Source organism: Celeribacter sp., assembly GCF_048270365.1.
Taxonomy (GTDB): domain Bacteria; phylum Pseudomonadota; class Alphaproteobacteria; order Rhodobacterales; family Rhodobacteraceae; genus Celeribacter.
The window spans coordinates 345058-361967 of the sequence record NZ_JBLWTA010000003.1; the positions used below are offsets into that span (position 1 = coordinate 345058).

The window sequence follows — 16910 nt, forward strand, 5'->3', positions numbered from 1 at the left end:
GCCAGTATGGTATTCTGCCCACGCACAAAAGGCAGGATACGGCGCGGACGATCGGAAGGAGAGTCCGCGGGAGGAATGCAAGGCTCCTTGTCTGACTGCTGACACCGGAGCCCTGCGCTCGAGGTAAGGAATATGTCAGGGGAATCGCGAAAACATTGATCTCGATCAACCGCATGTCCGAAGGGCATATTGACCACGCTGCAGAGCGGCAAAAATCGGCGTAAATCGACCTTTTGAGCCCAAAAGTCCGCCTCAAATAGAACCTTAACCCTCAGATAAGGTTTAAACTTTCAAAATTATCGCCATTTTTGACCAATTCACGCCAAATTGTCGCAGGCTCCCAAATATCCGGCGCCTGATCGGTAAAATTGCGCAGCCGCATCTCGGCATGTAACAGCCCCATGAGATCAGCTGCCTTCATCGGGCCGCCGCGATAGCGCGGATAACCCTTGGCCAGCATCATCACCACATCAATGTCGACCGGATGCGCGACACGCCCCGATTGCAAAAGCCGCGCGCCCGCGTTGGCTTCGGCCAGAACGATCCGCTCGTAGATGTCCTGATCCGACAGCCGCAGGTCGGGCACGCCGCCCTGACGCCGCAGATCGGCCAGAATGGCTTCGGACGTCGTGTCATCGCGCCCGCCGTCCTCGTGATAGTCGTAAAACCCCTGTCCCACGGCTTTGCCTTTGCGGCCTTCACTGACCAAAAACTGCGCCACGGCGCCCGACATATAGGTGAGACCAATCGCATCCATGACTTCGCAGGGCCCCGCCGCAAACCCATATCCTCGCATCACCGCATCAATCCGCGCGGGCCGCGCGCCCATAAGCAAGAGCACGTCAACGGCGGACCAGCCCGCCTCCTGCACAACATTGGCGATCAACCCGTCGCGAGCGCGCACGGTCACCGGCACCTTGCCGATGCGGCGGACAAACCCGTGGGCCCTTGCCAGCGCCGTGAGGTCGACACCCTCGCAACGGGCCAGTTCGACCACACGCATGGCTTGGGACGGCGCAAAGAAATGCAGCCCGACAAAGCGTTCGGGATGCGCCAAGTCCTGTGCAATCTGGACAAAACCGCGATCCGCAACGGTGGCCAGCACAGTGTTTTCCGGCAGGAATTCCTCAACCCGGGCCAAAAGGCGCGCGCGCGCCTCAATCGAGCCAGAGGTGGCGTCGAGCACTAGATCGGCCTCGGCCAGAGTGTTGATTTGTGTGGTCGCGATCAGGGATTTGAGACGCACATCACGCTGCTCAGACGTCATCTGGCCCTGTTGCACGGCACGGGTGTAGACGGACTTGATCCGCTGTTCATCGATCACAAGCTGATCGGCAGAATTGCCCAAAAGTCGGACCTCGATGTCGTGATCGAGGGCGGCCATCGCGATGCCGAGGGCGAAATTGCCCGACCCCACAAGGCCCAGCGTCTTAACCTCGCCGGGCACGGCGCCCTCCGCCCCGATCAGCCGCGCGACACGGCGTTCGGAGAAAAACGCATGACGCAGAGCTTTCGACTCTTCGGTGGCAAAACACTCTTCACGGGCGACCATTTCGCGGCGCACACCGGCCTCAAAGGGCAACATCACAGCGGCTTCGACACAGTCGATGATCCGCGCAGGCGCAATAATCCGTGCGCCGCGAATTTCTTCGCGCCGTGCTGCGATTTCCTTGAAATAACTGGCCCCGTCGCGCAACCCCTCGCTGCGATCCCGGCTGGGGCGCGGGCCTTGCCCAGAGGCGATGAGGCGTTTTGCGAACTCCACCGCCGCTTCGCCCGTCCGCTTTGGCGCCAGCTCATCCACCAGCCCAAGTTTGGCGGCTTGTGGCGCTGACACGGGCCGTCCGGAGAGCAGCAATTCCAAGGAGGACCCCGCCCCGATGAGACGTGGCAGGAGTTGCGTCACCCCACCGGTAGGCAGGAGGCCAAAGGTGATCTCAGGGGCGCCCAGACGCGCGGCGCGGCCCATAACACGATAATGCGCCGCCAGCGCCAGCGCCAATCCGCCCTCAAGGGTCGAGCCATGCAATGAGGCGATGACGGGTTTGGTGCAGGAAGAAATTCTGTCGCAGAGCGCGGTGAGGCTGGGGGCGGCGTCTTGGGCCAGAAGCCTGTCCGGCGCAAAACCGGTGCAAAAGGAGGCACCGGTGCCCATGAGCACGAGGGCTTTCACCTCGGGGTCCGCCTCCGCCTCGGCCAGACTGTCCCATAGTGCTTGACGCAGCTCTTGGGTCAACAGATTAACGGGCGGGCGCGACAGGCGCAAAAGCGCGATCTCGCCGTTGCGCTCGAAAACCACGGCGGGATCATGCACCGCGCTTGGTTGCCCCATCTGGTCCTGCTCGACCGCCTTTGTTTCACTCATACGCAACCGCCCCCTGACGTATCGCGGGGAGGTGCCTAGGATCACACGCCGACCGCTGCGCCGGAATTATCCACAGGTTCCCCACAGATTTTTCCACATAATGGCGGAGGCCATGCCCTTAAGGCAAGATGATTTGAGCGTGGAACGCACCACGCGAGATGCCTACGGGGCGTTGCGAGCTAAAGCGTTTCGGTTTTAACTTGATCTCTCACGTAAAGCAGAAACGCTTTAGGTCGGCGGGTAAATCCTGTCGGCGGTGCTTTCTTCCAGTTCCGCCTCCAGACGCACGAGATCTTCGGGCAGCGGCAGACCCAAGGCGGAAAGCTCCGCCAGTTTTTCGCGCAGGCTCTCCTGCAAGATATGGCGATCCGCCGGGCGCGCCGCGATTTCGTCCAGAATCATATAGACCTGAGTTTTCAGGGCTTCGAACGCCATGGCGCTTTCCTTTCATGCGACATTTGCGGGCTTTTGCGGCGCTCAGACCGGCATATTGTCCCACATATCGTCATCGTCGTCCTTCGTGGCCTCTGGGCGGGCAAAATGCGCCTCAGGTTCCGCAAAGGATTGATGCAGCTTGCCTTTCAGGGCCTCTGCCGTCTTTTCGTCTTGCACGAGATCATCGACAATCTTGTCGATTTCCGCATCTGTTTTCGTCACTTTGGTCATGTCTTTCCTCCCTGAAATCATGGTCACGCCTTCTGCCCCCTCTCGCAGCAGACGTGTCGCAGATCAGTGACGCGCGGCGTTCCGCGCCGCGCAATCCCGGCACACTGGGGTATAGGGTAGCACATCGAGGCGTTCGGCGCTGATGTCTTCGCCGCAGACGGCGCAAATTCCGTAATCACCGGCGTCCATCCGCTCAAGGGCGGCGTTGATCATCGCGATCTCGGCCTTGCCAGAGGCGCCCATGCTTTCGAGGACTTCATCGCCCTCGCGTTCGGTGGCCAGCTCTTCCCAGTCCTTCGACTGATGAGACTCCAGCTCCGCATCGATCTCTTCCAAACGGTCTGTCAGCTCCGCCTTGCGGTCCAACAGTTGCGCGCGTCTTTTGTCATAGGTGCTCATGATGGCTCCTCCCTGAGGATAAGGATCAACCCAAATCATGGGAAAAGCCTTGATTCACATCAACAGACAGCCCGAAATCTGGTGCGAAATCTGAGCGAGTTACTCAAGCGGCGGTAGATCGCCCATGGCCGGGAAGCCTTCGCCATCGCCGAGCGGTGGCAGGTCGCCCAGCGGAGGGAGATCCCCCCCGCCAAGTGGTGGCAAGTCCCCCATCGCGGGGAAATCGCCCATGGCCCCGAGAGGTGGCAAGCCGCCTATATCAGGCAGGTCATCGCCCGCCATATCACCCATCCCCGACAAGGCCGGGAAATCGGAAGGGCCGGAAAGCCCGCCCATATCGCCCGCGCCAAACATATCGTCGCCCAAATCCTCCTCATCGCCTTCGACGCAGAGCACCACACGCACGGCGCGTTTGCCATTGATCTGGCCCAGGCGCGCGCGGCTCACCAGACGGTCATCGGCCCGCAACTCGACCCGCGACAGGGCCTCGCGCGGGATCGGGATCATCATGCCCTCGGTCAGCGAGGTGACATCGGCAAGCGTCAGGCGCACCCGGTGCAACACCGTGTCGAGCCGCGCCTCGGATTTCAGCACGACATTCTGGAACGTGCTGCTGAAATCGCCCGCGCCCTCATCCATGGTTTTCGGCTTCGGCGCCGCATAAGGGAAGACAAAGAACACCTCCCCCTCGCGCCCGCCGCGCCCGAGCTTCACAGACACGCGGTAAAGCCGGTAAGGCACATCGTCGAAAGCAATCGCGATGGAGCGCGCCTCGCGCAGCTGGGCGGCAACGTGAAACCCCGCGACCTCTGGCGGATCGGCGACCTCGGCGACATGGGTTTCGAACTGACGCAGCACGCGGTTGCAGAGCTCAGAACACATCACCGCATCGGTGGCGGTCGGCGGGCGATCCTCAGGCGGCAGGTTCAGCACCTTGCCGGTGGTCTGTTGTTCGACAATGGCGGAGACGGCATTCTTATCCCAGACGGCCAGCCCATAGGCGTTGTTCGGCCCCTCCAGAAGCGACAAAAGCGCATTGTCGGGCACCTGCCCGGGCAGGCGCGAGATGGCAGAGCGTTCCTCGGTGACATCCAAAACCTGAAGCACAAGACCAATCGTGTCCTCCGCCGCTTTCGCCATGGCGAGGCGCAGCGCCTTTGCGGGAGACATTGGCTGGACATCCGGGGGCGGACGGCCCACGCCCGCCTTGCGGCGCATCGCGGAAATGATGTCGGCGTCTGACATGGGAACGGCAGGCTTTCAGGGGTTTCGCTCAAATGGACTCCCGATCCCTTTTCAACGCTTAAAGTAAACAAATCATTGAAGCGGGACAAAAATTCGCCTGATCGTCGGATCTCAGGCGCAACCTCAGTCACGCAGCCGCACGCGCGGCAGTTCCAGGCGAAACGCAGCACCACCCTGCCCCGGAAGATAGGCAATCGTGCCGCCCAGATTGGCCATGATCTCGCGACAAATCGCAAGGCCAAGCCCCGCGCCGCCCGCCTTGGCGTGATCGGTCAAACGCGAGAATTTCTCGAAAATCACCGCCTGTTTGTCCTTGGGAATGCCGGATCCATTGTCGATAAAATCGATCTGGAGGCGGTCGTCGCTTTTGCGGCGGACATGTATCGTCAACTCAGGTCGGGACGCATCGCAATATTTGCGCACATTTGCGATGAGGTTGATGAAGACCTGCGCCAGACGATCCGGGTCGGTCTCAATCGCGATATGTTCAGACAATTCAGTGCGACGGATCAGCAGCCGCACGCCACCGCCCGCCTCGGAGCTTGCATGCAGCGCCCGGTCGATCACATCGTGCAGGTTCGCACGCGCCCAGTTGAGGCTGACCTGACCGTTTTCCAAGACCGACAGATCGAGCAAATCATCCAACAATCGCGTGAGACGCTGGGCCTCGTCATGGATGATCGTGGAAAACCGCTCAAGGCTTTCGGCGTCCATCTCACCCGAGTGCCCGGCCTCGCGCAGGATCTCGGAAAATGCCCGGATCGACGTCATCGGCGTGCGCAATTCATGCGAAATTTGCGACAGAAACGCGTCCTTTTGAATGGAGAGCGCCGTAAGTTTTTCATTGGCCTCGCGCAATTGCCGCGCGGTGCGGGCCAGCTCTTCGGATTTCAACTCGAGCTGGCTGGAGTACTCCATCATCTGCGCGGTTTCATCGGCCACGGCCATCAGATCCTCGACCGAAACCAGCACCCCGCCCGCGATCTGGCCCAGCATCGCATGCGCCGTGGCGGCCCCAACAGAGCCCGCCATTTCGCGCTCCAACCGCTCGATGAAAGCGGGCGTGGTGTCGGGGAGGTAGCCCTCTTTGCCCTGTGCTTCGGCCTCGGATTGAAACAGGTTTTGCGCCTCGGCGGGGCCCAGAATGCGCTGCGCCATGACCAAAAGGTCCTCGGCCTCGGCAAAGCCATGCGACCAGCCGCGCGTCGAGCCGGAATGCTCGAAAACATTGACGAATTGCGCGCCCTGAAGCCGTTCGACCGGGCGCGGGAAGGACAGGAGCGAGCCGAGGATAAAGATGGCTGTGTTGAGCGCCAGAGACCAGCAAACCGCATGCACCACGGGGTCCACCCCCTCGACGCCGAACAAGGCCTGCGGACGCAGAAGGGTTAGGCCGAAGGGGCCATTTGCCAAAAGCTCTGGCGTAAACCCGGAGGCCGCACCGAAGGACGGTAGAAACATCGTGTAGGCCCAGACGACAAAGCCCAAAACTACGCCGCCAATCGCACCGACCCGCGTGGCACCGCGCCAGAAAATGCCGCCCAACATGGCGGGCAGGACCTGCGCCACGCCGGTAAACGAGATCATGCCGATGGAGGCCAGTGCTTCTGAGCCGCCGGAGAAATGGAAATAGAGGTAGCCGAGGGCCAGCACGCCAAAAATAGAGAGGCGCCGCGCGTAAAGAACGACCCGGCGCACATCGCCCGAAACCATCGCGCCGCCCGAGCGCGACGACAGCCAGATCGGCATGACGATGTGGTTCGACACCATGGTCGAAAGCGCGATGGCGGCGACGATGACCATGGAGGTGGCCGAAGAAAAGCCGCCGAGGAAAGACAGGGTCGCCAGCACCCGGTGATCGTATTGCAGCGGCAGGGTGAGCACGAACATGTCGGGATTGGAGCCTTGGGGGAGCACCTCAAGCCCGACAACCGCAATCGGGATCACGAAAAGCGACATACCAAAGAGGTAGAGCGGAAAGGCCCAACCGGCTGTGAACACATGGTTTTCGTCGGAATTTTCGACGACCAGAACCTGAAACATCCGCGGAAGTGTGATGAGGGCGGCCGCCGACAGCATGGTGAGCGCGATCCAACGCGTGCCCATGATCGGATGCTGCGACACGGGCGAGGCGTCGATGCGCGCCATCAGGTCCCCGACCCCGTCAGACAGCCCCCAGACGACAAAGACCCCAACCGCCACCAGCGCCATGAATTTGACGATGGCCTCAAGCGCGATAGCGGTGACAACACCGTGGTGACGTTCATTGGCGTCCAGGTTGCGGGTGCCGAAAAGCGTGGTGAACAACGCCAGCCCGGTGGCCACCCAAAGCGCGGTTTTGTCGAGATCGGGCAGCACCGCCCCCGTCGGATCATTGGCGCCGAAAACCGCAAAAGACAGCGCCACGGATTGCAGTTGCAGCGCGATATAGGGCGTCGTGCCGATCACCGCCAAAAGCGTCACCAAGACGCCCAAAGTGGTCGATTTGCCGTAGCGCGACGAGATCAGATCGGCCACGGAGGTGATCCGTTGCACCCGCCCGATCCGCACGAGTTTGCGCAAAATCCACCACCAGCCGATCATCATCAGCGAGGGCCCGAGGTAGATCGTCACGAACTCAAGACCCGAGCGCACCGCGTAGCCTACGGCACCGTAAAAGGTCCAGGCGGTGCAATAGACGGACAAGGACAGCGTGTAGACCCATGGCGAGCGCAGCCAGCCCAAACGCCCGGCTTCGGCACGTTTTTCGGCCCAGAAGGCCACGACAAACAACAGGGTCGCATAGGACAGGCAGGCGAGGACGAGAATGTTGAACCGCAGCATCAGCCTGCGTCCTCATTCGGCGCATTATTGGGCTTTGGTGGGGTCTTCAGCGCCTCGACCGGGCCTTCTGCCCGGCGCAAAGCCCGCGACAGCCAGATCGTCGCCAAGAGGCCCAAAGCCCAGACTACGAAAACATGCAAAAACGCTCTGGAGCCTGCGCCGACGGGGCGGTCCGTTCCCTCACCGCCCCACAACAGCGGCAAGAGCCACAGCCCGAACATGAGAAAAGGCAAGAGCCTGAGCGCGTCGATCAGACGCCTGCGCCGATAAGACGCGCGGGCCAGATAGAGCGGCGCGCGGCCCTCAGCCCGGCCATCAGACATGGGCCTCATCCGCCCCTGTGCCCGGCGCCCCGGACGCCAGACGCCGCACGACCTCAAGCATTTCGGTGTTGGAGAACGGCTTGGTCATGAAATGCGACACGCCGGCGGCCTCGGCCATCTCGCGGTCCTTTTTCTGGCCGCGCGCGGTGAGCATCAAGACGGGCCGCGTCGCGTGATCCGCCATCTCGCGCAGCTCACGCAGGATCTCGAAACCGGATTTGTTCGGCAACATCACGTCGAGAATGATCACGTCCGGCCGCTTGCGCTCGACCGCGGCCACAGCCGTCGCCCCATCCGCATGGGTCTCCACCGTCCAGCCATCGCGCGACAGGATGAACCGGATCGCCTCGATGATGTTCGGCTCGTCCTCGATCAAGAGCACGCGCTGTCCCATAATTGCCTCTCTCCCCCTGGTTGATGCAGTTTATGGCGCTTTGTCATGCTTATGTCAAAAAATCCTGTGCTTTGCCCTCCCTCTACAACGCCCCCACGATCCGCCAGGAAGACCAAGGGTACGGGCCGATCCAGGAAGATCAAATCTGCAACCCCCTTTCGCCGCCTTCCGAACTTTGCCCGGGCCCCCGCACAGTCTAGGTTACCCATCGCACATTCAAAACCACGGGGGGGCCAAAAGCCGCGATCTGCTTTGCCCCTCCAAAGGAGCGCCTCATGCAAAACCCCATTGCCGTGTTTGACGCCGGTATCGGCAGCTATGCCATCGTCGATGAAATCCACAAACGCCTGCCACAACAGGACATTCTCTATTTTGCGGATCGCGCCAGTTTTCCCTATGGCCAAAAATCCCCGGCACAATTGCGTGCCGTCATGCAAAGCACCCTGTCACGCCTTCAAAGCTACGACCCGGTCGCCATTGTCATGGCCTCCAACGCGCCCTCGATCATGGTGCTCGACGACATCCGCACCTTCTGCAATGTTCCTCTCTACGGTGTTTTTCCTCCACTGGAACAGGCGCTGGATCTCTCGGTGACAGGCCATGTTGGCATTATGGGGGTCGCTTCCCTGACCGAAAGCGAAATGCTGACACGTTTCATCGCAGCCCGAACCGATCAGCCGCAAAACGTTGCCCGGATCAATGCGTCCGCAATGGTCCGTTTGGTCGAAAGCGGGGCGTTCCTGTTCGATACCGATGCCACACAACAGGCGGTCTCGGTCTTTATAGAGGATGTCTTTGCCCGGCATCCGGATATTGACACGCTCACCCTGTCGAGCACGCACCTGCCCTGGCTGCGCCCATTTTTCGAACGCGCCCGACCGACCTGCCGTTTTCTCGATCCGGCGGCGGACATTGTCACGGCGCTCTGCACCCGGATCGAGGGCACAAACACCTCAGGAACCGGCCAGATACAGGGGCTGGTCACCGAAACGCCCGATTATGACCTTGCCACCTTTCGCAAGATGCTGGCCCAGATCGGTGCAGACATTCCTCTCACCCCTGTGCCTCTCCTCCCCGTGAAGTTCTGACCTGTTCAGTCGTCTTCCGGCACCTCAAGCACCATCGAGGGTTCGCGCCGGGCCGGGCACTCGATACGGGCGCAGACACGACAGGAGGTGCCGATGCCATGCACCTCGCCGTCGCGCACCTCCATGTCGAGTTGATCCAACGGCATAAAGAGCATCGTCGCCTCGATCACCTCGGGCGCGTCGAAGCTTTCCGGGCGTTGGGGCTGCGCGATCGCGTAGGCGAGGTAGCGTCGCGGTGGTTGGCTATGTTGTTCGACCACGCGTTTGACCGGCACCATGGGGCGCAAGAGCGCTTGATAGAGCGGCCAGAGCGGGCATGCGGCGCCGAAACGTGGCGGCGCGAAGCCATCGAGCGGTTTGCGGTGGGTCAGCGCGCCGGAGCCGTCGCAGATCGCCAAGCCCATCGGCGGGCGCGTCTCAGAGGCCGGAAGGCTCGCCAGACGTCGCATCGCCGCCGACAGTTCCACCCCCATGGCCTGCGCCAGAGCCGAGGGATCGGGGCCGTGGCGGGCGATGATGGCTTCGACCATGGCTTGCGGCATCTTCTCGGCTTCGGCGCGGGCGCGCAGCACCCATTTGCGGGCCAAACTGCGCGCGGCGGGTGTACGCAAACCGCCCTCGCCCGAGAGGTCAGGCATTTTGCCCTGTTCCAGCTCGGCGAGAACGAAATCGCGCGCTGCCAGCCAAGCCTCAACCTCTTCGAGCGGCGAGGCCAGCGTGTCCTCGGATTTGCCCACCGTGTCGAGATAGCTCACCAGCGCCTGCGAACCGTCCGCCAGACGTTGACTGTCCTCATAAAGGTTGCGGTGAAAGCGTGCCTGCCAATCACGGTCGATCTCGCCCGCGTTGTTGAGAATGCCCGCAGTGGAGCGGATCGCGGTCACGGTAGAGAGCACCTCGTGCAAACTGTCCGAGAGAAACGGGTCATGCGCCAGACGGTCGTTCAGTGCCTCGACCCGGCGTTCGAGCGCGGTGATCCGGTTGCGCTGCGCCACCACAAGCGCCGCCCAGCCCGGAAAGCGCCCGGCGAATTCCTCGGCGCGTTGGGTTTCCGGTAGGCTGACCGGCTTGCCTGCCTGCGGTCGCAGCCCGCTGGTGCTTGCGGCCTCTTGCAGACCTTCCATCAAAGGCAGCTCGGCCCCTTCGGACAAGGCCGTCGGCTCGACGCCCAACTCGCGCGCCAAATCGATCAAAAGCTTGCCACCGATTCTACGCCGGTTGTGTTCGATGAGGTTCAAATAGGCCGGAGAGATGCCCACGGAACGCGCCAGATCGGCCTGTTTCACGCCTTTGAGCGTGCGTCTTTCACGAATGCGCGTGCCTGTTAACGCTGATCTCGGCATGTTTGCCCCCCTCTTCCCGTGCAATCCACTGCGCGGATCGCCTTTTACAGTCCTTGACCACAAAACTCGTTTTTCAAACGCAGCACAAAATTCCGACGCCTTCTCAAGGCTTTTCCGCGCGCGCAAAGCACAGTATTCTGCGAATGCGGGAAAACGGATTTACAATGCATACGATTGTATTGTGTAATCATTAACAAAAAAAGTGTTAAATACAAAGCACTTGTTGATGGGTTTTCGAAGGTCGCACAATACTACTCCCATCTCGTTTACAGCCATAACTTGAGTGCCTCACACCTCGGCACGAACGAGATCTGTGCATCGCCCGGGCTTCGGGGAGGAACTCCGGGCGATGCACCGAAGACCGCAGGCTGCTGATCTGGTCCGAATGTCTGGGCCGAATGTCTGCGCCGAATTAATGGGCCGAATATCTGGGAGGAATATAGATGTCCAAGACCGATCTGACACGCCACACGACACGCCGCACGACACGCCGCACGCTGCTGAGAACCGGAGCCATTGCTGGCGCCGGTCTGGCGCTACCGACGATTTTCACTTCTGGCGCCCGCGCCTTTACCAACGAACCGATGGGCGGCACCGTGACGCTCGGCTTCAACGTGCCGCAATCTGGCGCCTACGCCGATGAGGGCGCCGACGAGCTGCGCGCCTATCAACTGGCGGTCGAACACCTCAATGGCGAGGGCGACGGCGGCATGCTCAACACCTTCAGCTCGAAGGTTTTGGAGGGCAACGGCATCATGGGCAAGAAGGTCGAATATGTGACCGGCGACACCCAGACGAAATCCGATGCTGCACGGGCCTCGGCGAAGTCGATGATCGAAAAAGACGGTGCGGTGATGATCACCGGCGGGTCCTCTTCGGGCGTAGCCGTGGCGGTTCAGGGCCTGTGCCAAGAGGCGGGCGTGATTTTCATGGCGGGGCTAACGCATTCCAACGACACGACCGGAAAAGATAAGAAAGCCAATGGTTTCCGTCACTTCTTTAACGCCTACATGTCAGGCGCAGCCTTGGCGCCGGTGCTGGCCGCGCGCTATGGCGCGGATCGCAAGGCCTATCATCTGACCGCCGATTACACCTGGGGCTGGACGCAAGAAGAAAGCATCGCGGCGGCGACCGAAGCGCTCGGTTGGGAAACCGTGAACAAGGTCCGCACCCCCTTGGGCGCAGGCGATTTCTCGTCCTACATCACACCGGTGTTGCAGACGGATGCCGACGTGCTGATCCTGAACCACTACGGCGGCGATATGGTCAACTCGCTGACCAACGCGGTGCAATTCGGACTGCGCGAAAAGATGGTGAACGGCAAGCAATTCGAGATCGTCGTGCCGCTGTTCTCGCGTCTGATGGCGCGCGGTGCGGGCGAGAATATCAAGGGTATTCTTGGCTCCACCAACTGGCATTGGTCCTTGACCGATGAGGGCTCGCAGGCCTTTGTGAAGAGCTTTGGCACCAAATACGGTTTCCCGCCGTCGCAGGCCGCGCACACCTGTTATGTGCAGACGCTTTTGTATGCCGATGCCGTCGCACGCGCCGGGTCGTTCAACCCCTGTGCCGTCGTCGAAGCGCTCGAAGGCTTTGAGTTCGACGGGCTGGGCAACGGGCCGACGCTCTACCGCGCCGAGGATCACCAGTGCTTCAAAGACGTGCTCGTGGTGCGCGGCAAAGAGAACCCGACGTCTGAGTTCGACCTCTTGGAAGTGGTCGAGGTCACCCCGGCGTCTCAGGTCACCTACGCCCCGGATCACCCGATGTTCGCGGGCGGCGCGCTCGGTTCCTGTAACGCGGGCTAAGCCTTTCTACGCGCGGGGATTTCTCTCGGGAATTTTCCCTAAAGGCAAGAGGCGGCCCGAACCGTAAAAACGGCGGGCCGCCCATATTCCACAAGACAGTCAAACCAAACGGCCCCTTGCGGATTTCTCCCGCGAGACCGGGAGAGGTTTGGCGCAACTGGGGGAAACCATGGAAACCATCCTTCTGCAATTGCTCAACGGGCTGGACAAGGGCTCGGCCTATGCGCTCATTGCGCTGGGGCTGACGCTTATTTTCGGCACTTTGGGCGTGGTCAATTTCGCCCATGGCGCGATTTTCATGATCGGCGCCTTTTGTGCCGTGACGCTGTCCAAGCTGTTGAACCTGTCGTTTGAGACGATTGATCCCGACAAGGTCGATTTCCTCGGCAATCCGGCCAAGATCAAAACGCCCTATGTCGAGGCCTGGTTCGGTCCCGAGTTCGGCCATGCTTTGATCGACTGGGCGGTGCCTCTGGCGATCCTGTTTTCCATCCCGATCATGATCGCGGTGGGCTTTGCCATGGAGCGCGGGTTGATCAAGCATTTCTACAAACGCCCGCATGCCGACCAGATCCTCGTAACTTTCGGCCTCGCGATCGTGTTGCAGGAGATCATCAAATATTTCTACGGCGCCAACCCGATCTCGACCCCTGCCCCCGACGCCTTCAAAGGCTCCTTCGATTTCGGCGCGATGCTGGGGTTCGATCCCAATATGATCATCTACCCCTACTGGCGGCTGATCTATTTCGGCTTTGCGGCTGTCGTCATCGGGGCTGTGTTTTCCTTTCTGCAATTCACCACCTTTGGCATGGTCGTGCGCGCCGGCATGGCGGATCGCGAGACCGTGGGGCTTTTGGGCATCAACATCGACCGGCGGTTCACCATCATGTTCGGGCTGGCCTCGGCCGTCGCGGGCGTCGCGGGCGTGATGTATGCGCCGATCCTCTCGCCCAACTATCACATGGGGATGGATTTTCTGGTGCTCTGCTTCGTCGTCGTCGTGGTCGGTGGCATGGGCTCCCTGCCCGGCGCTGTGGCTGCGGGGTTCCTCTTGGGCATTCTTGAGAGTTTCTCGTCAATGAATGCCGTCAAATCGGTGCTTCCCGGCATCGACCAGATCATCATCTATGTCGTCGCCATCGTGATCCTTCTGACCCGTCCGCGCGGTCTGATGGGCAAAAAAGGCGTGATGGAGGAGTAACTTATGTTCGGGCTTAACAAAAAAGACAGCTCTTTCCTGCTGATCGTGATCGCGCTCACCTTGCTGACGCCGATCCTGTTGCAACCCTTTCCCGCCGGATCAGAGCTGGCGCAATTCAACGGCGGCTATCCCGATCTGATGCAGAAGATCGCCATCTTTGGCATCTTCGCGGTGGGCTTCAATATTCTCTTCGGCCTCACCGGCTATCTCAGCTTTGGCCACGCGGCCTTCCTTGGCATCGGCTCCTATGCCGCCGTCTGGATGATGAAGCTTTTGACCATGAATGTGATCCCCGCGATCCTTTTGGCCATGGTGGTCTCCGGCCTCTTCGCCGCCGCCATCGGCTATGTCTCGCTGCGCCGCTCAGGCATCTACTTTTCGATCCTGACACTGGCCTTTGCGCAAATGTCCTACAAAATGGCCTATTCGGTGCTGACCCCGCTGACCAATGGCGAGACCGGGTTGCAGCTTGCCCTCGACGATCCGCGCATCCTCGATGGCGCAGCAGAGGGCAGTTCCCTGCCGGTGACCAACATCTTCGGCCTTGCGATGAATTCCTCTTATAAACTGGAGGCTTTGGGGCGCGTCTTCACCTTTAATGTCGGCTATTACTTCTGCGCCTTCATCGCGATCCTTGCCTTTTATGTGGCGATCCGACTGTTCCGGTCTCCCTTTGGCATGATGCTCCGCGCGGTGAAATCGAACCAGCAGCGCATGACCTACACCGGCCTCGATCCGAAACCCTACACCCTGGCCGCTTTCGTGATCTCCGGCATGTATGCGGGACTTGCGGGCGGTTTGCTCGCGGCGATGGACCCGCTGGCGGGCGCCGACCGGATGCTTTGGACGGCAAGCGGCGAGGTCGTGATCATGACTATCTTGGGCGGCGCTGGCACCCTGATGGGACCCGTTCTGGGCGCAGGCGTGATCAAATATCTCGAAAACATCTTCTCGAAGATCAACGAAGGCGTGCTGCATAGCTGGTTCTCCTTCCTGCCCGACGGCGTGGAAGATGTGGTGATCTGGATCTTTGCGCGGTTTACCGGCGAGGGCTGGCATCTGACGCTTGGCGTGACCTTCATGCTGGTCGTGACCTTCCTGCCGGGCGGGCTGATCGAAGGGCTGCGGCGCTTGTCCAAACGGATCAAAAACGGCTCGCAAAAGCGCGACAAATACGATGACCCGGACCCGGAGCACCGCCCCGACCCCGGCAAGCATGTGGCGTGAGGGGTGTGTGATGAAACTTTTCGACTTTTCTCAAGCTACGCACTCGCCGGTCCGTGGGATGGCGAAACGCCCTCTGAACTGCGCACTTTATGTCAGCCAAATCCGCATGACCTCAGAACGATGCACCAAGCTCACAACATCGCCAGCCCGCCGGGACGGACCGGCGAGTGCGTGGCGGCCTTCGGCCTTTGCTCCACGCACCGGACATCGTTCACACGCACTCACCACCAAGGAGGCCACACATGGGAATTCTTGAAGTCAAAGGCGTCGGCAAACGCTTCGGCGGCCTTCAGGCCCTGGGCGACGTCACCCTCTCCATCGAGGAAAACACCGTTCACGCCATCATCGGCCCGAATGGTGCGGGAAAATCGACACTGCTCAATTGTCTGGTTGGAAAACTCATCCCGGACGAGGGCTCAGTGACCTTCGCGGGCACTTCTGTTCTGGGTCGCAAACCGCATGAGATCAACCAGCTGGGCATTTCCCGCGTCTTCCAAACCCCTGAAATCTTTGGCGATCTCACAGTGATGGAAAACATGATGATCCCGTGCTTTGCCAAGCGCGACGGCGCCTTTCGGATGCATGCGATCGAGAATATGGAGCAAGAATCCGATCTGATCGCCAAGGCCGAGGCCATGCTTGCCGACGTCGGCATGTTGGAGAAACGCGAGATGATCGCGTCCTCCATGTCGCGCGGTGACAAGCGGCGGTTGGAGATCGCCATGTGTCTGGTGCAGGAGCCGAAACTCCTTCTGCTCGATGAGCCCACGGCGGGCATGGCGCGGGCCGACACCAACAACACCATCGCGCTGTTGAAAGAGATCAAAGAGACCCGCGACATCACCATCGCGATCATCGAACACGATATGCATGTGGTGTTTTCCTTGGCCGACCGGATCACCGTTTTGGCGCAGGGCACGCCCCTCGTGGAGGACACCCCCGACAACATCAAAGGCAATCCCAAAGTCAAAGAAGCCTATTTGGGCGAAACGCAGCAGGTGTAAACGATGAGTGACCAATTCAACCCGAATGCCAACCACGCACAGAACGCGCCCGCGTTTTTCTCCGCCTGGGACGTGCATGCGTACTATGGCGAAAGCTACATCGTGCAGGGCGTCAGTTTTAACATCCATGAGGGCGAAATCCTCGCCCTTCTGGGCCGCAACGGCGCGGGCAAAACCTCGACGCTCCGCGCACTTGCCCGCCTCGACAGCCCGGCGGTGACCCATGGCGAGATCTGGCTCGACCACAAGCATCTGCACACGAAAACCTCCTATGAGGCCGCCGTCGAAGGCATCGCTTTGGTGCCGGAAGATCGCCGCATCATCCCCGGTCTGACGGTCGAGGAAAACCTGCAACTGGCGCAGATCGTAGAACCGGTTGGTTGGTCTCTGGATCGGCTTTATGACCTGTTCCCGCGCCTGCGTGAGCGACGCAAGCAAGAGGGCATCACGCTGTCTGGTGGCGAACAACAGATGCTCGCCATCGCCCGTGCGCTGGCCCGTGACATCAAGGTGTTGCTTTTGGATGAGCCTTACGAAGGCCTCGCGCCGGTCATTGTAGACGAGATCGAAAAGACGCTCCGCATCATCAAAGAGCAAGGCATCACCACCGTTTTGGTCGAACAAAACGCCGTACGCGCCCTCAATCTCGCGGATCGCGCGGTGATTTTGGACACCGGGCGGGTGGTCTACGATGGTAGTGCTAAAGAAGTGCTTGAGAATGAAGCGCTCAGAGCCGAATATCTGGCCATCTGAGACATTGCCCCTCCCGAAGCGCCGGGCCGGGCCAGCTTTGGGAGGAGCCAGCATGACCGACACATCCTATTCCCCATCCGACGCTTTCGCGGCGAACGCCTTGATTTCCGAGGAGAAATACGAGGAGCTTTACAAACAATCCATCGAAGACCCTGTGTCTTTCTGGGCGGAGCAAGGCAAAGTGCTCGACTGGATGGAGCCCTACACGCAGGTCAAGAAGACCTGTTTTGATTTCGGGCGCGTGGACATCAAGTGGTATGCCGATGGCGTC

General features: G+C 60.6%; 16 protein-coding genes. 7 read left to right on the forward strand and 9 right to left on the reverse strand.

Annotation, left to right across the window (positions count from 1 at the left end):
* Nucleotides 1-271: 271 nt before the first annotated feature.
* The 8 genes from ACN0X0_RS06470 to ACN0X0_RS06505 form a co-directional block, all read right to left on the reverse strand.
* On the reverse strand, nucleotides 272-2365 hold the full coding sequence (locus tag ACN0X0_RS06470) for an enoyl-CoA hydratase-related protein (protein WP_417278482.1): 2094 nt from the start codon (nucleotides 2363-2365) through the stop codon (nucleotides 272-274).
* A 228-nt stretch (nucleotides 2366-2593) separates the two neighbouring features.
* Nucleotides 2594-2800: a hypothetical protein gene (locus tag ACN0X0_RS06475; RefSeq protein ID WP_417278483.1), complete on the reverse strand. Its 207-nt coding sequence runs from the start codon at nucleotides 2798-2800 to the stop codon at nucleotides 2594-2596.
* Nucleotides 2801-2842: 42 nt separating this feature from the next.
* Nucleotides 2843-3031, reverse strand: coding sequence for a hypothetical protein (locus ACN0X0_RS06480; RefSeq protein WP_417261366.1), 189 nt, complete (start codon nucleotides 3029-3031; stop codon nucleotides 2843-2845).
* A 63-nt stretch (nucleotides 3032-3094) separates the two neighbouring features.
* Nucleotides 3095-3430, reverse strand: coding sequence for a TraR/DksA family transcriptional regulator (locus tag ACN0X0_RS06485; RefSeq protein ID WP_417261365.1), 336 nt, complete (start codon nucleotides 3428-3430; stop codon nucleotides 3095-3097).
* Nucleotides 3431-3529: 99 nt separating this feature from the next.
* On the reverse strand, nucleotides 3530-4675 hold the full coding sequence (locus tag ACN0X0_RS06490; RefSeq protein WP_417278484.1) for a FliM/FliN family flagellar motor switch protein: 1146 nt from the start codon (nucleotides 4673-4675) through the stop codon (nucleotides 3530-3532).
* 123 nt (nucleotides 4676-4798) lie between these two features.
* Entirely contained in the window at nucleotides 4799-7498 is a 2700-nt protein-coding gene (locus tag ACN0X0_RS06495; protein WP_417261363.1) for an ATP-binding protein, read from the reverse strand.
* Nucleotides 7498-7821, reverse strand: coding sequence for a hypothetical protein (locus ACN0X0_RS06500; protein ID WP_417278485.1), 324 nt, complete (start codon nucleotides 7819-7821; stop codon nucleotides 7498-7500). Before ACN0X0_RS06500 ends, ACN0X0_RS06495 begins: the two co-directional genes overlap by 1 nt.
* Nucleotides 7814-8215 (reverse strand): response regulator transcription factor, encoded by a 402-nt coding sequence (locus tag ACN0X0_RS06505; protein WP_417278486.1) that lies wholly within the window; start codon nucleotides 8213-8215, stop codon nucleotides 7814-7816. The genes ACN0X0_RS06500 and ACN0X0_RS06505 overlap by 8 nt, the downstream gene beginning before the upstream one ends.
* Before the next feature lie 275 nt (nucleotides 8216-8490).
* On the opposite strand from ACN0X0_RS06505, the gene ACN0X0_RS06510 reads away from it, so the two are divergent.
* Nucleotides 8491-9303: a glutamate racemase gene (locus tag ACN0X0_RS06510; protein ID WP_417278487.1), complete on the forward strand. Its 813-nt coding sequence runs from the start codon at nucleotides 8491-8493 to the stop codon at nucleotides 9301-9303.
* Nucleotides 9304-9308: 5 nt separating this feature from the next.
* On the opposite strand, the gene ACN0X0_RS06515 is transcribed toward ACN0X0_RS06510, so the two are convergent.
* Nucleotides 9309-10646: a short-chain fatty acyl-CoA regulator family protein gene (locus tag ACN0X0_RS06515; protein WP_417278488.1), complete on the reverse strand. Its 1338-nt coding sequence runs from the start codon at nucleotides 10644-10646 to the stop codon at nucleotides 9309-9311.
* A gap of 443 nt (nucleotides 10647-11089) precedes the next feature.
* On the opposite strand from ACN0X0_RS06515, the gene ACN0X0_RS06520 reads away from it, so the two are divergent.
* The 6 genes from ACN0X0_RS06520 to ACN0X0_RS06545 form a co-directional block, all read left to right on the forward strand.
* On the forward strand, nucleotides 11090-12454 hold the full coding sequence (locus ACN0X0_RS06520; protein WP_417278489.1) for a substrate-binding protein: 1365 nt from the start codon (nucleotides 11090-11092) through the stop codon (nucleotides 12452-12454).
* A 169-nt stretch (nucleotides 12455-12623) separates the two neighbouring features.
* Nucleotides 12624-13655: a branched-chain amino acid ABC transporter permease gene (locus ACN0X0_RS06525; protein WP_417278490.1), complete on the forward strand. Its 1032-nt coding sequence runs from the start codon at nucleotides 12624-12626 to the stop codon at nucleotides 13653-13655.
* Nucleotides 13656-13658: 3 nt separating this feature from the next.
* Nucleotides 13659-14882 carry a branched-chain amino acid ABC transporter permease gene (locus ACN0X0_RS06530; protein ID WP_417278491.1) on the forward strand — a complete coding sequence of 408 codons (1224 nt, stop codon included), beginning with the start codon at nucleotides 13659-13661 and terminating at the stop codon, nucleotides 14880-14882.
* 242 nt (nucleotides 14883-15124) lie between these two features.
* Nucleotides 15125-15886, forward strand: coding sequence for an ABC transporter ATP-binding protein (locus tag ACN0X0_RS06535; protein ID WP_417278492.1), 762 nt, complete (start codon nucleotides 15125-15127; stop codon nucleotides 15884-15886).
* 3 nt (nucleotides 15887-15889) lie between these two features.
* Nucleotides 15890-16639, forward strand: coding sequence for an ABC transporter ATP-binding protein (locus ACN0X0_RS06540; protein ID WP_417261354.1), 750 nt, complete (start codon nucleotides 15890-15892; stop codon nucleotides 16637-16639).
* 52 nt (nucleotides 16640-16691) lie between these two features.
* On the forward strand, nucleotides 16692-16910 hold a 219-nt coding region (locus tag ACN0X0_RS06545), incomplete at its 3' end, for an acetyl-coenzyme A synthetase N-terminal domain-containing protein (protein ID WP_417278493.1).

Coding starts and splice junctions, on each gene's coding strand:
- ACN0X0_RS06470 (WP_417278482.1), bottom strand. CDS start 2,365: ATGAGTGAAACAAAGGCGGTCGAGCAGGACCAGATGGGGCAACCAAGC.
- ACN0X0_RS06475 (WP_417278483.1), bottom strand. CDS start 2,800: ATGGCGTTCGAAGCCCTGAAAACTCAGGTCTATATGATTCTGGACGAA.
- ACN0X0_RS06480 (WP_417261366.1), bottom strand. CDS start 3,031: ATGACCAAAGTGACGAAAACAGATGCGGAAATCGACAAGATTGTCGAT.
- ACN0X0_RS06485 (WP_417261365.1), bottom strand. CDS start 3,430: ATGAGCACCTATGACAAAAGACGCGCGCAACTGTTGGACCGCAAGGCG.
- ACN0X0_RS06490 (WP_417278484.1), bottom strand. CDS start 4,675: ATGTCAGACGCCGACATCATTTCCGCGATGCGCCGCAAGGCGGGCGTG.
- ACN0X0_RS06495 (WP_417261363.1), bottom strand. CDS start 7,498: ATGCTGCGGTTCAACATTCTCGTCCTCGCCTGCCTGTCCTATGCGACC.
- ACN0X0_RS06500 (WP_417278485.1), bottom strand. CDS start 7,821: ATGTCTGATGGCCGGGCTGAGGGCCGCGCGCCGCTCTATCTGGCCCGC.
- ACN0X0_RS06505 (WP_417278486.1), bottom strand. CDS start 8,215: ATGGGACAGCGCGTGCTCTTGATCGAGGACGAGCCGAACATCATCGAG.
- ACN0X0_RS06510 (WP_417278487.1), top strand. CDS start 8,491: ATGCAAAACCCCATTGCCGTGTTTGACGCCGGTATCGGCAGCTATGCC.
- ACN0X0_RS06515 (WP_417278488.1), bottom strand. CDS start 10,646: ATGCCGAGATCAGCGTTAACAGGCACGCGCATTCGTGAAAGACGCACG.
- ACN0X0_RS06520 (WP_417278489.1), top strand. CDS start 11,090: ATGTCCAAGACCGATCTGACACGCCACACGACACGCCGCACGACACGC.
- ACN0X0_RS06525 (WP_417278490.1), top strand. CDS start 12,624: ATGGAAACCATCCTTCTGCAATTGCTCAACGGGCTGGACAAGGGCTCG.
- ACN0X0_RS06530 (WP_417278491.1), top strand. CDS start 13,659: ATGTTCGGGCTTAACAAAAAAGACAGCTCTTTCCTGCTGATCGTGATC.
- ACN0X0_RS06535 (WP_417278492.1), top strand. CDS start 15,125: ATGGGAATTCTTGAAGTCAAAGGCGTCGGCAAACGCTTCGGCGGCCTT.
- ACN0X0_RS06540 (WP_417261354.1), top strand. CDS start 15,890: ATGAGTGACCAATTCAACCCGAATGCCAACCACGCACAGAACGCGCCC.